Consider the following 14882-nt stretch of genomic DNA (forward strand, 5'->3'; position numbering starts at 1 on the left):
CACCAAATAAAATGCACAAGCAAAGCACCTTGAAAAGAAAACAGTATAAATCAAAAAAGCTGAACAATGGGAACATTGTTCAGCTTTAATTAATAAATTTAATCCTTTAATAATCTGTATCGGTTATTTAGGACTAGACAAAAAGCACTTATTTTTTCTTGGAATAAAATTTCTGGAACCTCCAATAGGACAAAGCTCCAAGTAAGGCCACTACTGCTACTGCGTAATATATAAAAGTAGGTGTGATCACCTTATCGCCACTAGCATAAGAGTGTAGGCCGGCCAAATAGAAATTCACCCCAAAATAAGTCATTAAAATACTGGCAAAAGCTACAATAGCCATTAGGTTAAAGAACCATCGACTTCTTAGACCGGGAATTAATCTCATATGGATCACGAAAGCATATACCATAATACTAATTAAAGCCCAGGTTTCTTTGGGATCCCAGCCCCAGTAGCGCCCCCAGCTTTCATTAGCCCATTGGCCACCAAGAAAATTCCCGATTGTTAACATAACCAAACCAACTGTCAATGCCATCTCGGTAATGATGGTGATTTCCTTTATGGTAAGATCCATCTTCTTTTTATTTTTAGACGTGGTCATTATCATAAGAAGCAGCGCCACAACCCCCAGAATCATTCCTAAAGTAAACGGACCATAACTCCCAACTATCACAGAGACGTGAATCATCAACCAGTAAGAATCCAATACTGGTTGCAGGTTTGCAATTGCAGGGTCCATCCAGTTCCAGTGGGCAATCATCAGGATCATAGAGGTAACAAAGGCCGTAGAGGCAATAGTAAGATTACTATTCCTTCCAAAGGCAAGTCCGAAAAACATTGTTGCCCAGGCCACATAAATCATAGATTCATAGGCATCACTCCAGGGCGCGTGACCGGAAATATACCAGCGCACCGCAAGACCTAATGTATGCGCTACAAACAGTAAACTTATAATAACAATACTCGACCTGATAAGAATCCTGATAGGCTTATTATCAGTAAAGATTCGTGCGATGACCACCACTAACATGAAAAGCCCTGCAACCATATACATCCAGAAGAGGTTTCTGAAAATATCATATTTATTATAAGTGATCTCCGCATTTATCTTTTTTTCTGAAGGAAGGACCTCTGAGCCGAATTTCTTCTGAAAACCTTTAATACTGCTTAAAAACTCTTCAGCCCGGGTATAATCGCCACTCTTTCTTGCCTCCTGTAAGGCATTCATATAAAGAGGCAGGATTTGTTGGGTATACACCGAGTCCATCCCTTTAAAACCAGCTTCTTGCACTTCAGGGTAAGAAACCCATTTATTATTATCGTGCTCCGGGATTGGGAATATTTTCAAAACCTTACCCTGAAGAGCCTGATACATCAAATTTACCTTTTTATCAGTCTCGATAAAATCCTTCTGAAATTGGTTTGGCACAGCAGCCTGGTAAGCTTCTTCCAGATAAGGTGAAAGTTTGTACGAACCATTGTTATCAAAGAAATCGGTTAAGGCAAGATATTTTTTATCTTCCTTCACCCCTGCAATATGCCTGATACTATCATTCTTTGGCTTAACATAAATAAGCGGAACGGTATACCAAATGGTTGGATTCTCGGTGATAGAGACCAGTACCTGGTCTGAACTCAAACCTTTATAGGAATCTTTCTTGCTAAGTTTTCGGAGTAATTCTGAAGAATAGGTATTAGCGGGTTTCATCCTTCCTCCGGCATCCTGAATTACAAGTTTCCCAAATTTAGCAGCGTGTTCTTCGCTTATTGCATTTTTCTGTAAAATAGAATCTATTTGCTTCTGTTGAGCTTCTATATGTGCGTGATCTCGTTCTTTCTGAGCCGTATCCTGTGCAAAGCCTCCCAGTGGCAACAACAAAAATGCGAGTATACCAGCAAGGTTCTTCTTTTTAGTCTTTACTTTTTCCAACATAACTTTCAGGTTCCCGAACCTAGAGCCCGGGGCAAACAGAATCCACATTAAACCTATATATAGCAAGGTATAACCAATATAGGTGATCCAGGTACCCCAGTAATCGTGATTTACAGAGAGTACAGTTCCTTTCTCATCGGGATGAAAGCTAGCCTGGAAAAATCGATAACCTTTATGATCGAGCACGTGATTCATATATATATCATACGAAAAATCACCTGTTTCCTCGTCTATCACTTCTACCTTACTTTTAAAGGCCGAATAACTCTTTTCAGTTCCGGGATATTTATCGGCGATAAAGTCATTAAGTTTAATACTAAAAGGCAATTCTATTTCTTTACTGCCATAGTTCAAAAAGATATCAAGACCTGCCAACTCAATCTTTTTAGGCTCATTCACAATTCCCTGGCCACCCAGTAACTTAACGATTTTAGATTCACCCTGGGAAGTCACCTTCAGAATTACACCATCGGTTTGGCCCTCTGCTTTTTGTTTGGTTTGAACTACATCATATTTCCCTTTCATTATAGGCTCTGGGATCACAAACTGCATATTTCCAATATTATACAGGGAACGCAGCATTAAAGTTTGAGTCGAATCTTTAACTAAAGTTCCTTTTAACTGATCGGCCATTCGCATATAATCTCCTTCATAAGGTGATGTAATAAGATATTCACCACTGGCCTGGTCAAATTCAATATTTATTGCGCCGTCTGTAGGCTTATTCAAAGAAATCAGGACGTTATGAATATTCTCAACTTCGCCTTCCTTTAAAAAATGTTCATGGCGCTCTCCGGCACCAGCCTCCACAATTTTCAGGTAGTTTTCACCATCTTCAGCAGGAACAAGGCTTTCTTGGGCACCGTGAATAAATTCCAGAGCTTCCACTGTAATCGGCTGCCCTTTAAAGTCGGTGTTGAGTTCATAATTATTTTCGGTCTCAGGAGCAAAAAGTACAGCTTCCTGCAACACCCGTCTTCTGGGTTCCCCATCTATTTCTCCATCGATAAAAGTAGTGAGATATGTTTTTTCTGAAAGAAAAACATTGGTGGTCTCCCCTTCCCTGATAGGCATTACGCCTTCATAGCTAATATATCTTGTAACAAAAGCTCCAAGCAGAATCAAGATAAAAGAAAGGTGAAGTAATAAGGATGACCATTTTTCGCGTTTATAAAGCTGGTATCTCTTAATATTTCCTAAAAAGTTAATAACGAAAAGAAGCATAATTCCCTCAAACCACCAGGTATTATAGATCATAACACGCGCGGTTTCTATGGTGTACCAACTTTCTATAAAAGTACCCAAAGCAAGGGCTACGGCATAAACCACAAACAAAACTGCCAGAATTCGGGTAGAAAAAAGGACAGAGGCTATTTTATTCTGCATGAAGATAAGACTTTAAACGGCGGCAAATTTAAGGAAATTTAAACAGTTTGCAGGTTAAAATCTAATCAATCTCCCACGTATAAAAGCAGATAAATTTTTAATATTTTAGCAAAATGATAAACCTGGTAATTTTAGGAGCCGGCAATGTAGCCACTCATCTGGCAAAAGCCTTTTCTATTGCTGAAAATGTTAAGCTGAAACAGGTATACAATCACAGGCCAGAAAATCTTTTAGCCTTTAAAAGCATTGCCCCAACCACAACCGATTTAAACCAATTGGAAAAAGCCGACGTCTATCTTATCGCGCTTAAAGATGATGTTATTGCTGAAGTAGCCGGGTTGCTTACGGATAATGCTGCACTGGTTTTACATACTTCGGGCAGCGTGCATTTAGATGTATTGAACAGATTTAAGAACCACGGTGTTTTTTATCCGGTTCAAACTTTTTCTAAAAAGAAAGAAGTTAACTTCAGGGAAATCCCGGTTTGCCTGGAAGCTAATTCGGCAAAAAACCTTGAATTTTTAGAAGAATTTGCTGCAAAAATCTCCAATAAGATTTACCGTATAGATTCTAACCAGCGAAAATCACTTCACCTGGCTGCAGTGTTTGTAAATAATTTTACAAATCATCTCTACAGTCTGGGAGCTGAAATTTGCAGAGAAAATGAAATATCTTTTGACATTCTAAAACCGCTCATCCGGGAAACGGTAGATAAGCTGGAGAGTTTAACTCCCCTGGAGGCCCAAACCGGTCCTGCTCTTAGAGATGACAAGCAAACAATTGCCAGGCATCTGGCGATACTGGAACCCAAACGACAGAAATTATATAAAATACTAACTCAATCTATCCAGGAATTCAATGGAAAAAAATTATAAAGAACACCTTAACGATATTAACACATTTATTTTTGATGTAGACGGCGTCTTAACCGACGGGACCATACAAATAAACACTAAGGGCGAACTCCTTCGCACCATGAACATGAAAGACGGTTATGCGCTTAAAGCAGCGCACAAAGCCGGGTATACCGTTTGTATTATCTCGGGAGGAAAGAATGAAGGGGTTAGAAGCAGGCTAAGTGGGCTTGGCCTTACAGATATTTACCTCGGAATTCAGGACAAAGTGGAGCAGATGGATGAATTCTTTGACATCTACAGCATAAATTCTGACGAGGTCCTGTATATGGGCGACGATATCCCGGATTATTATGCGATGCAAAAGATCGGTCTCCCTTGCTGCCCCCAGGATGCAGTAGCCGAGATCAAGAATATTTCAAAATACGTATCGCATAAAAAAGGTGGTAAAGGTTGTGTTCGTGACGTTATAGAGCAGGTGATGAAGGTTCAGGGGAAATGGATAGAAGACTAAATGAACTGGCTAATACTGTTCGTCGCCGGATTATTTGAAGTTGGATTCGCTTTTTGCCTGGGAAAGGCTAAATTCAGCAGTGGCAGTACCGCTACCTGGTGGATGCTTGGCTTTCTGGTATGTTTATTTTTGAGCATGTTCCTGCTTTATAAAGCTACCCAAACTTTACCCATTGGGACCGCCTACGCCGTATGGACGGGAATAGGAGCTGTGGGCACTGTAGTCCTGGGGATTCTGGTTTTTAAGGAACCAGTACATTTTTGGCGTATCTTCTTTTTAAGTACACTTATCCTTTCTTTGGTAGGCCTAAAACTCGTGACTAAATAATGGTTGTACTTAAATTATTAAAACTCATACGTTTAGGAAACCTGATCTTCGTGGCTGTTTGCCTCTTACTTATAAGGTATGCCTTCTTCGAAAATACTTCGGCGGCGGTTTCGTTGAGTGATTTCGGATATGCGCTACTAATTATCGCCAACCTTTCTCTTGCAGCAGCCGGTTATATCATCAATGACATTTACGACGTAACAACAGATAGAATCAACAAGCCCAAAAAGCTTTATATCGGTAACGGGATATCTGAAAAATCCGGTTATAACTGGTTTATCGGATTTAATGTTATTGGGGTGGGGATTGGGTTTTATCTGGCCAATGTAATTGGCTTACCTGCATTCTCGGCACTGTTTATTTTTAGTTCTGCTCTGCTATACATTTATTCCACTTATTTAAAAAATGTGCCTCTTGCCGGGAATATCGCTGTTAGTTTTTTAGTAGCGGGAGTGGCAGCCTTACCTGGAATTTTTGATCTGCTTCCGGCAATTAATGAAGTAAACAGGGAAAACCAGGCCATGTATTTTTCCATTTTACTCGATTATTCTTTTTTTGGTTTTTTCATCAATTTATTAAGAGAGATGGTCAAGGACCAGGAAGACCAGAAAGGGGATTATAATTCAGGCGGAAACAGTCTTCCAATAATACTGGGGACTGCCCGCACTAATAAGGTGATCTTTAGCATTGGCCTTATTCCTTTAGTTGGTATAGTTTATTATGTCTATTCCTATCTTTTTCAAAATACCGCTGCAGTTCTGTATGTCCTGTTTCTAATCCTTGCTCCTTTATTATTTTTTATGGTTCAAATCTGGACGGCTTCAGCAAAAAAAGACTTCACAAGGCTAAGTCTAATCCTCAAAATAATCTTATTTTTCGGATTGATATCTATTGGTTTTCATCAAATATTATTGCGATAAATTATGCTGAAGGATTTTTTAAAGAACAAAGACATCATCCTGGCTTCAGGATCACCACGAAGGCAACAGTTCTTCAGAGAGCTTGATATTCCGGTTACTATAGATGTTCGCCCGGTAAAAGAAGTTTATCCCCCATCACTTGAAAATGAGGAGATTACCGATTTTCTCGCCGAGCTTAAATCAGAAGCTTTTCAGAAGGAAATAAAATCAAACCAGATCCTGATTACCAGTGATACTATTGTTTGCCATAAGGGAAAGGCACTTGGTAAACCAGAAACCCCCGAAGAGGCTAAAGCTATGCTAGCAACCCTATCCGGTCATTCCCATGAAGTAATTACCTCGGTTTGTTTTACTACCTCAAAATTACAACGCACACTAAATGCTAAAACCAGGGTGACTTTTAAAGAACTTACCGGGGATGAGATCGATTATTATGTAAATAATTTCAAACCATTTGATAAAGCCGGAGGTTATGCCATCCAGGAATGGATAGGCCTAATAGGAATAACAAATATTGAAGGAAGCTATTTTAATGTGGTTGGTCTTCCCACACATCTCGTTTACGATGCACTTCTAGACATAGGAAGGCTTTAAACAACAACACGTTGAAATACAATGTTTTAATAATAAAATATTAAACTAATTGTTTAAAATAAATGTACGAAATCCTCAGTTCATACCGTAACCAAATCGCTTACACCTTAATAACGGTAATTGTATTACTTATCATTCAGTTTATACTTCGAAAAGCGGCGCACCGGGTGGGGCAAAAAGGAGAAATCCATATAACCCGTACCCGACTGATGTTTCAATACATAAACATCCTTATTCTGCTCATCGCAGCCTTTCTGCTTTCGTTGGCCTGGGGTGTTGGTTTAGCTGAGCTTTCCCTGGTGTTTTCATCTGTTTTTGCTGTGTTGGGAGTAGCGCTCTTCGCCATTTGGTCCATTTTAAGTAACATTACCTCAGGCATTATTTTGTTTTTTAGTTTCCCCTATAAAATAGGTGATAAAATAAAAATACATGATAAAGATCTACCTATTGAAGCTATCATTGAAGATATTAAAGCTTTTCATCTGCATTTGAGGACATTAGAAGGAGAATTAATTACCTACCCTAACAACCTCATCCTGCAAAAAGCAGTTTCCTTAATCGAAAAAGATTTTCATACCGATGAAGGCAAAGAAGCGCTCTAAAAGTTAAACTTCAGGTCTTAAGTTCAATAGTCCCTAAAGTTATTATATTTGAAGAAGACCATAATTTTACATTCCATGCCAAAGTTCTTAAGCCTTCTTTTATTTTTAGCTCTGGGATATACGCAAGCACAAACTCCTGAAAAACTGAATTCTTCAGAGATCTATCAGGAAATTAAAAAATTAAATTTCCTGGGTTCGGTTTTATATGTTGGGGCACATCCCGATGATGAAAACACCAGGCTCATCTCCTATTTTGAAAATAAGAAAAAAGCCCGGGTCGCCTATCTGTCTTTAACGCGTGGAGATGGAGGGCAAAACCTTATAGGTCCTGAGCTCCGGGAAAAATTAGGATTAATACGCACTCAGGAATTACTCGCTGCAAGAAAAATTGATGGTGGCGAGCAAATCTTTACTCGCGCCAACGATTTTGGTTATTCTAAAACACCTGAAGAAACCCTGCAAATATGGGATAAAGACAAAGTTTTAAGCGATGTTGTACTAGCCATAAGGAAATTCAAACCCGATGTGATCATTAACCGTTTTGATCACCGATCTCCCGGGAGCACTCATGGGCACCATACCTCTTCTGCTATGTTAAGTCTCAGGGCCTTTGAGCTTGCTGCCAAACCAACTGCCTATCCTGAACAGTTAAAATACACTTCTGTTTTTCAGCCAAAGAGAGTTTTCTTTAATACCTCCTACTGGTTCTACGGAAGCAGGGAGGCCTTTGAAAAAGCCGATAAATCTGAAATGCTCTCTTTTGATGTGGGAGTTTATTTTCCCGAACTCGGACTATCAAATTCTGAGATCGCTGCTATAAGCCGAAGTCAGCATCAATCTCAAGGTTTTGGGAGCACGGGTACCCGCGGGCAGGTTAACGAATACCTGGAACTTATTAGAGGAGACATGCCTGAAAGGGATGTTTTTGAAGGAATCGATACCAGCTGGAGCAGATTAGAAGGAGGTAAAGAAATCGGGGAAATCCTCGGGCGGGTTGAATCTGATTTTGATTTCCTGAACCCCTCTCAAAGTCTTCCGCAGCTCATGAAGGCATATAAACTCATTCGAGAATTAAAAAATGAGCATTGGAGAGAGGTTAAATCTCAACATATCAAGGAAATTATAGTAGCCTGTTCAGGGCTCTTTCTGGAAGCCGTAGCGACAAGACCATCGGCTACGGGAGGAGAACAGGTTCCGTTAGAACTTGAAGCCATTAACCGAAGTAGTTTTCCCATTCAATTAACTTCGGTTGAGTTAAGTCCGAATAATTCCCAGGTACAGGTAAATAAAACCCTGGACAACAACCAGCCCTGGACAGAAGAACTATTGCTCAGGCTTCCCGACAATATAAAAAACACCAGTCCTTACTGGCTTAGAGATATGTCCACCAACGGAATGTATAAAGTATCAAGCCCGGAGTTGATAGGAAAGCCGGAAACACCTCTTCAAACTCTGGCTAATTTTAATGTGGATTTTGATGGAACTGAAATAGCAATTGAGCGCCCCATAATTCACAAATTTAATGATGCCGTTTTTGGGGAGACCTATCGCCCGTTCATGATCATTCCTAAAGCATCGGTTTCTTTTGAAAAAGATGTAGAAATTTTTGAAAAATCTGAATCACGTTCCATTTCAGTTATAGTCACCGCAGGCAAAGATAGCCTGAAAGGTTCTCTGAGACTGGAAGCAGGTAAGAACTGGAAAATACTTCCCGCCGAGACTTCTTTTAAAATAAATCAAAAGGGTGGCACAGCCATTCGCACTTTCGAGATCATTCCGCCGGATGAGCAGGATCAAAGTCTCATCAAACCCATTGCAAAAGTTGAAGGTGAGGAATATTCGGATGAATTAATACAGATTGATTATAAACATATTCCGCTTCAAAATCTTGTGATGCCTGCTAAATTAAAGGCAGTACGCATTAAAATTCAGAAGAAAGGTGAATATATTGGCTATATTGAAGGTGCCGGAGATGTTGTACCTCAAAGCCTGGCGCAAATCGGCTACCGGGTGGAGTACCTGGAACCTGAAGAAATATCCAGTGAATCCCTTAAAAAATTCGATGCTGTTGTTACCGGAATAAGAGCCTATAATGTGGCTGAAGACCTTAAATACCAACAGAATGATCTTCTGGACTATGTGCGGAATGGCGGAAACCTTATCGTACAGTATAACACCAGTCGCGGATTGATAGTAGATAATCCAGCCCCCTACCCGCTTGAGATTTCACGCGATCGGGTAACCGATGAAAAAGCACCGGTAAGCTTTTTAGCCAAAGAGCATCCGGTTTTAAATAAGCCTAATAAAATCACCGAAAAAGATTTTAGCAACTGGGTGCAGGAACGCGGACTGTATTTTCCTAATCGGTGGAGCGAGGAATTCGTTCCTATTCTCTCGATGAACGATAAAGGTGAGGAACCAACACAGGGCAGTTTACTTGTTGCGAAATATGGAAAAGGCTATTTTATCTATACCGGTTTAAGCTTTTTCAGGCAGTTTCCAGAAGGTGTTCCCGGGGCTTATCGTTTGTTTGCAAATATGGTTTCAATAGGAAAAAATGAATAAACCTGAAAAATACATCTGGAAGAAGTCCTATACCTTAGTATTGATCGCCAATGCTATTTACATCATTCTGTTTTATTTTGTAATGAAGACCTTCTCCTGATATGGAAATTATAGATTGGATCGTACTCTCAGGCACACTTGCTTTTATAGTTATTTACGGGGTTTATAAGTCACGTGGCAGTAGAAATGTCCATGATTATATTCGTGGCGGGAACGAAGCCCAATGGTGGACTGTTGGTCTCTCGGTAATGGCGACCCAGGCCAGTGCTATCACTTTCCTTTCTACGCCTGGTCAGGCTTTTCACGACGGAATGGGTTTTGTGCAGTTCTATTTTGGTTTACCTATTGCAATGGTAGTTATTTGCCTGGTATTTATCCCCATTTATCACCGGTTAAAAGTGTTTACAGCCTATGAATACCTGGAAACGCGTTTCGACCGAAAAACCAGGACCCTTACGGCCCTGCTTTTTTTAATTCAGCGCGGGCTCGCGGCAGGGATTACCATTTTTGCCCCGGCAATAATCCTTTCTGCAGTTTTAGGCTGGAACCTTAACGGCCTTACAATTTTAATTGGGGTTTTGGTAATTATTTATACGGTTTCGGGAGGTACCAAGGCTGTAAACGTTACTCAAAAACAACAAATGGCGGTGATCTTTACCGGGATGATCGCAACTTTCATCATTATCCTGAATTACCTCCCTGAAGATATCAATTTTAGCAACGCTCTGGAAATTGCCGGCGCCAGCGGAAAGATGGATGTACTTGATTTCTCTTTCGATCTCGAGAACCGCTATACGGTTTGGACAGGAATTATTGGCGGGACATTTCTGGCCCTCTCCTACTTTGGAACAGATCAAAGCCAGGTGCAACGTTATTTAAGCGGAAGATCTCTCCGGGAAAGCCAGATGGGAATGATCATGAATGGCTTTTTAAAGGTCCCTATGCAATTTTTTATCCTTTTGGTAGGGGTTATGGTCTTTGTGTTTTACCAATTCAATACTGCTCCTTTAAATTTTAATCCTGCAGCTACACAAAGTGTTTTGGAATCTGAATACGCTGAAAAGTACAGCGAGCTGGAAGCCAATTACAATAAAATCCAGGAAGAGAAACAAGAACTCAGCCTTCAATTCGGCGAATCGCAGGGGCTTTCTTCTGAAGAAAAAATAAGGTTGAAAGAAGCTATAGTCAATCTAAATCTTGCTGAAGCCAATGCGCGGGAATTGGGTCGTGAGTTTATCAGGGCTGGAGATAAAGATGCAGAAACCAACGATAAGGATTACGTATTCATACATTTTATACTGAATAATCTCCCACGGGGTTTAATAGGTCTCTTACTGGCAGTAATCCTTTCAGCTGCGATGTCTTCTACCGCTTCAGAGCTTAATGCCCTGGCCTCGACAACAGTGATCGATATTTATCGCCGTGGAATAAAGGCCGACCGTTCTGATATGCATTTCCTTAATGCCTCCAAATGGTTTACCTTGCTTTGGGGCCTTATCGCCATAACTTTTGCAAGTCTGGCCAGCTTATTCGATAATTTAATTCAACTGGTAAATATTATAGGGTCCATTTTCTATGGAAATGTACTGGGAATTTTCCTGCTTGCCTTTTTTATAAAAACGGTAAGGAGCAATTCTGTTTTTATTGCCGCAATTATCACCCAAATAGTTATTGTAGCACTTTATTTTCTAGAGGTTATGCCTTATCTATGGCTAAACCTGGTTGGCTGCCTGCTGGTTATAGGAATCGCGCTAATTCTTGAAATATTCATCAAAACACCTTTTAAAAAATAAAACAGCAATGAATAAAACCAAATGGGGAGTAATTGGCCTTGGAAAGATCGCAGTAAAGTTCTGTACCGATTTAAAAGTTGTGGAAGGCGCCGAGCTTTATGCCGTTGCCAGCAGAAATCTACAAAAAGCTGAAGAATTTGCGAAGGAACATAATGCAACCAAAGCTTTTGGTGCTTATGAGGAAATGCTACAGGATAAAAATGTTGAGGTAGTGTATATTGCTACTCCCCACGTTTTTCATCTCGAACATACCTTGCTTTCCCTGAGTTATAAAAAGGCGGTACTCTGTGAAAAACCTTTTGCGATAAATAAAAGCCAGGTGCAGGAAATGATCGCTGCTGCCAAAAAGGAAAACGTCTTTTTAATGGAAGCGATGTGGACAGAATTTTTGCCGCACTTTGAAGCCTTAAAAGAGATCGTGCATTCAGGTAAGTATGGAGCAATAAAAAATATAAGGGCCGATTTTGGTTTTGTGACAAAATTTGATGCAGATAGCAGACTTTTCAACAAAGCTCTGGGTGGAGGTAGTTTACTGGATATTGGTGTTTACCCAGTTTTTCTGGCCTTAAGTCTACTGGGTGACCCCCATAAAATTTCAGCATTAGCCAGTATTGGAAAAACAGGTGTGGATGAAGATTGCGATATCACTTTTGAATATCCCGAAAATGTTTTGGCACATTTACACAGTACCGTACAAAAAAATACACCAACTACCGCTAACATTCAGTTAGAGAAAGCAAAAATTATTGTGCATACACGCTTTCACGAACCTTCCAGTCTTACTATAATTAGTGAAGGAAAGGAAATAACAAAGGAATTTGGTGTAACCACCCATGGCTATAATTTTGAAGCTGCTCACGTTCAGGAAATGCTAAAACAAGGAAGAACAGAAAGCGACAAAATGACTTTCAGGAAAAGTCTGCAGCTTATAGAGTTGCTGGATAAAGTAAGAGCGGATATCCAGTTGGAATATTAGGTTGACCTGCCTAAAACAAAAAAGCTTCGGAACTGGAATTCCGAAGCTTTTTTAATTATAAAATTATTGTTGTTTTAAGCTTCCACTTTTTTCGTGGTTTTCACTTCCTCCCCTTCTTCACTTTCTACTTCGGCCAGGTAGCGTTCAGCATCCAGGGCGGCCATACAACCGGTTCCGGCTGCGGTTACAGCCTGACGATAGATCTTATCCTGAACATCTCCTGAAGCATAAACTCCGGGGATATTGGTTTTGGTAGACTTGGCTTTAGTAATTAAATATCCCGTCTCATCCATGTCAAGTTTCCCTTTAAAGATATCTGTATTTGGTTTATGACCAATGGCTATAAACATTCCGGTGATCTTGATCTCTTCTTTTTCACCGGTTTGGTTATTCACCATTCTAAGTCCTTCCACAACCTGATCTCCCAGCACCTCATCAACTTCAGTGTGATAGCGAAGGTCTATATTCTTTGTACTGGTTACGCGATGCTGCATTGCCTTTGAAGCACGCATCTGGTCACCTCTTACCAGCATCGTCACTTTATTACAGATATTGGCAAGGTAAGTTGCTTCTTCAGCAGCGGTATCTCCACCGCCAACTATAGCTACATCCTGACCCTTATAAAAGAATCCGTCGCAAACGGCACAAGCGGAAACCCCACCTCCACGAAGGCGTTGCTCACTTGGCAAGCCAAGATATTTAGCAGTGGCACCGGTAGAAATAATGATAGTTTCAGCTTCCACCCAGGTAGAATTATCTACACAAGCGCGGTGAATTCCGCCAACTTTATCACTAAATTCAACTTCGGTTACCATTCCTACTCTCACCTGAGTTCCAAAACGTTCGGCTTGTTTCTGAAGGTCAACCATTAATTGCGGTCCATCAATCCCTTCGGGATATCCGGGGAAGTTATCAACTTCAGTGGTGGTGGTTAATTGACCTCCAGGTTCCATCCCTGTGTACATTACTGGTTTAAGATCGGCACGGGAGGCATAGATTGCCGCAGTATAACCTGCTGGTCCCGAACCTATGATAAGACATTTTATTCTTTCTATTTTTTCGCTCATTTTTATAACTATTTATTGATATTATAAAGGTAGTAACTTTAATTAAAACCTTACTTTATTAATGATTAAGTTTAACTATCCTGGCATAATTACGAGGTATTAAAAATCTAAAAAATTAACTGATTCTCAAAATTAGTTGTCCGGGCTTCCTTTAAAAACATAACTTTGCCCGAATGGAGCTAAGCATTTTTAATATTCTCGACATCCTGGGAACCATTGCCTTTGCAATTTCCGGGGCGCTAGCCGCAATGGACCGCCGTTTGGATCTCTTCGGAATTTTTATCGTCGCATTTGTAACAGCCAGTGGCGGAGGAACTTTAAGAGATATCTTAATTGGTGACACTCCGGTGAACTGGATGCAAAACACGGTTTACATATACCTCATTGGGGCGGTAACTGTCTTTGCTATAATCTTCCGAAACAAGATCAATTACCTAAAAAAATCCCTTTTCCTTTTCGATACCATCGGGTTGGGTGTTTTCACCATTACCGGTGTTGAAATAGGAATAAGAAATGGCCTGGACCCTATTATTTCCATTGCCCTTGGCGCGATGACGGGAACCTTTGGCGGAGTACTTCGGGATATCCTTTGTAATGAAATTCCGGTGATCTTCAGAAAAGAGATCTATGCTACTGCCTGCATTGTTGGAGGCCTGGTTTTCGTGATCATGCATTCACTGGGGGCCAAACTAGATGTGATTTACATCACCACTTCTATTATTGTAATTGGAATCAGGCTGGTGGTAGTGAAATACCACCTCACCCTTCCCTATTATTATATATCTGGAAAAACCTAAGCCCAAAAAAAATCCCACCGCGAAGGGTGGGATTTTTGTTATATAAAAACCTTTAATGCGGTAATTTATCTCTTAGAAGTCCGTAAATGTAGGTTCCTATCAATGCTCCCACAAATACTACCAAAATAGGCAGGTATCCTGCTCCAATAAGCGTAAAAACCGGTCCCGGGCAAGCTCCAGCAAGTGCCCAGCCAAGTCCGAAAGAAAGTCCTCCGAAAGCATAACGGCTAAAGCTCTTATTTTTATCGTTGAACACGATAGGTTGCCCGTCTATAGAGTTTAATTTATTCCTCTTAATAATCTGAACCCCAATAACACCCAGGAGTAGGGCTGAACCGATAATTCCATACATATGGAAAGACTGGAACTGGAACATCTCGTAAATCCTAAACCAGGATGCGGCTTCAGACTTAAACATTACAATTCCGAACAATATTCCTACAAATAAATATAATATAGATCTCATATTCTATGTTTAAAAGATTAATGGAAATAACAGGTGAATCATAATTAAGCCACCCACAAAGAAACCGATAACGGCGATAAGCGAC

The 14882-nt window shown here is 40.3% G+C and carries 13 protein-coding genes and 1 pseudogene; 10 read left to right on the forward strand and 4 right to left on the reverse strand.

What is annotated here, in order from left to right; all coding sequences use genetic code 11:
• Nucleotides 1-148: 148 nt before the first annotated feature.
• On the reverse strand, nucleotides 149-3322 hold the full coding sequence (gene ccsA, locus VIM94_RS07720; protein ID WP_332038716.1) for a cytochrome c biogenesis protein CcsA: 3174 nt from the start codon (nucleotides 3320-3322) through the stop codon (nucleotides 149-151).
• 113 nt (nucleotides 3323-3435) lie between these two features.
• Here ccsA and VIM94_RS07725 point away from each other — a divergent pair, with 113 nt between their 5' ends.
• The 9 genes from VIM94_RS07725 (at nucleotide 3436) to VIM94_RS07765 (ending at nucleotide 12467) form a co-directional block, all read left to right on the forward strand.
• On the forward strand, nucleotides 3436-4197 hold the full coding sequence (locus VIM94_RS07725; RefSeq protein ID WP_332038717.1) for a Rossmann-like and DUF2520 domain-containing protein: 762 nt from the start codon (nucleotides 3436-3438) through the stop codon (nucleotides 4195-4197).
• A complete protein-coding gene (locus tag VIM94_RS07730; protein ID WP_332038718.1) occupies nucleotides 4181-4690 on the forward strand; it encodes an HAD-IIIA family hydrolase in 510 nt (169 codons plus the stop codon). The genes VIM94_RS07725 and VIM94_RS07730 overlap by 17 nt, the downstream gene beginning before the upstream one ends.
• Nucleotides 4691-5017: a multidrug efflux SMR transporter gene (locus VIM94_RS07735; RefSeq protein WP_332038719.1), complete on the forward strand. Its 327-nt coding sequence runs from the start codon at nucleotides 4691-4693 to the stop codon at nucleotides 5015-5017.
• Nucleotides 5017-5937 (forward strand): geranylgeranylglycerol-phosphate geranylgeranyltransferase, encoded by a 921-nt coding sequence (locus VIM94_RS07740; RefSeq protein WP_332038720.1) that lies wholly within the window; start codon nucleotides 5017-5019, stop codon nucleotides 5935-5937. The genes VIM94_RS07735 and VIM94_RS07740 overlap by 1 nt, the downstream gene beginning before the upstream one ends.
• Nucleotides 5938-5940: 3 nt before the next feature.
• Nucleotides 5941-6531 (forward strand): Maf-like protein, encoded by a 591-nt coding sequence (locus VIM94_RS07745; RefSeq protein ID WP_332038721.1) that lies wholly within the window; start codon nucleotides 5941-5943, stop codon nucleotides 6529-6531.
• A gap of 62 nt (nucleotides 6532-6593) precedes the next feature.
• Nucleotides 6594-7133, forward strand: a complete 540-nt coding sequence (locus tag VIM94_RS07750) for a mechanosensitive ion channel domain-containing protein (protein WP_332038722.1) — start codon at nucleotides 6594-6596, stop codon at nucleotides 7131-7133.
• Nucleotides 7134-7181: 48 nt separating this feature from the next.
• Entirely contained in the window at nucleotides 7182-9698 is a 2517-nt protein-coding gene (locus VIM94_RS07755) for a PIG-L family deacetylase (protein WP_332038723.1), read from the forward strand.
• Nucleotides 9699-9799: 101 nt separating this feature from the next.
• Nucleotides 9800-11491 carry a sodium:solute symporter gene (locus VIM94_RS07760; protein WP_332038724.1) on the forward strand — a complete coding sequence of 564 codons (1692 nt, stop codon included), beginning with the start codon at nucleotides 9800-9802 and terminating at the stop codon, nucleotides 11489-11491.
• Nucleotides 11492-11498: 7 nt separating this feature from the next.
• Entirely contained in the window at nucleotides 11499-12467 is a 969-nt protein-coding gene (locus tag VIM94_RS07765) for a Gfo/Idh/MocA family oxidoreductase (RefSeq protein ID WP_332038725.1), read from the forward strand.
• A gap of 74 nt (nucleotides 12468-12541) precedes the next feature.
• Here the strand turns inward: VIM94_RS07765 and trxB are convergent, their stop codons facing one another.
• A complete protein-coding gene (gene trxB / locus VIM94_RS07770) occupies nucleotides 12542-13534 on the reverse strand; it encodes a thioredoxin-disulfide reductase (RefSeq protein ID WP_332038726.1) in 993 nt (330 codons plus the stop codon).
• A 173-nt stretch (nucleotides 13535-13707) separates the two neighbouring features.
• Between trxB and VIM94_RS07775 the strand changes: the two genes are divergently transcribed.
• On the forward strand, nucleotides 13708-14331 hold the full coding sequence (locus VIM94_RS07775; protein WP_332038727.1) for a trimeric intracellular cation channel family protein: 624 nt from the start codon (nucleotides 13708-13710) through the stop codon (nucleotides 14329-14331).
• Between the two features lie 52 nt (nucleotides 14332-14383).
• Here VIM94_RS07775 and VIM94_RS07780 read toward each other — a convergent pair whose 3' ends face one another.
• Nucleotides 14384-14797, reverse strand: a complete 414-nt coding sequence (locus tag VIM94_RS07780; protein WP_332038728.1) for a YeeE/YedE family protein — start codon at nucleotides 14795-14797, stop codon at nucleotides 14384-14386.
• Nucleotides 14798-14806: 9 nt separating this feature from the next.
• Nucleotides 14807-14882 (reverse strand): annotated as a pseudogene (locus tag VIM94_RS07785) (YeeE/YedE family protein); the annotation flags it as partial.

This window comes from Salegentibacter sp. (genome assembly GCF_036568425.1).
In the GTDB taxonomy this organism is placed as follows: domain Bacteria; phylum Bacteroidota; class Bacteroidia; order Flavobacteriales; family Flavobacteriaceae; genus Salegentibacter.

Coding starts and splice junctions, on each gene's coding strand:
- VIM94_RS07760 (WP_332038724.1), top strand. CDS start 9,800: ATGGAAATTATAGATTGGATCGTACTCTCAGGCACACTTGCTTTTATA.
- VIM94_RS07750 (WP_332038722.1), top strand. CDS start 6,594: ATGTACGAAATCCTCAGTTCATACCGTAACCAAATCGCTTACACCTTA.
- VIM94_RS07735 (WP_332038719.1), top strand. CDS start 4,691: ATGAACTGGCTAATACTGTTCGTCGCCGGATTATTTGAAGTTGGATTC.
- VIM94_RS07725 (WP_332038717.1), top strand. CDS start 3,436: ATGATAAACCTGGTAATTTTAGGAGCCGGCAATGTAGCCACTCATCTG.
- VIM94_RS07780 (WP_332038728.1), bottom strand. CDS start 14,797: ATGAGATCTATATTATATTTATTTGTAGGAATATTGTTCGGAATTGTA.
- VIM94_RS07730 (WP_332038718.1), top strand. CDS start 4,181: ATGGAAAAAAATTATAAAGAACACCTTAACGATATTAACACATTTATT.
- VIM94_RS07745 (WP_332038721.1), top strand. CDS start 5,941: ATGCTGAAGGATTTTTTAAAGAACAAAGACATCATCCTGGCTTCAGGA.
- VIM94_RS07765 (WP_332038725.1), top strand. CDS start 11,499: ATGAATAAAACCAAATGGGGAGTAATTGGCCTTGGAAAGATCGCAGTA.
- VIM94_RS07775 (WP_332038727.1), top strand. CDS start 13,708: ATGGAGCTAAGCATTTTTAATATTCTCGACATCCTGGGAACCATTGCC.
- trxB (WP_332038726.1), bottom strand. CDS start 13,534: ATGAGCGAAAAAATAGAAAGAATAAAATGTCTTATCATAGGTTCGGGA.
- VIM94_RS07740 (WP_332038720.1), top strand. CDS start 5,017: ATGGTTGTACTTAAATTATTAAAACTCATACGTTTAGGAAACCTGATC.
- ccsA (WP_332038716.1), bottom strand. CDS start 3,322: ATGCAGAATAAAATAGCCTCTGTCCTTTTTTCTACCCGAATTCTGGCA.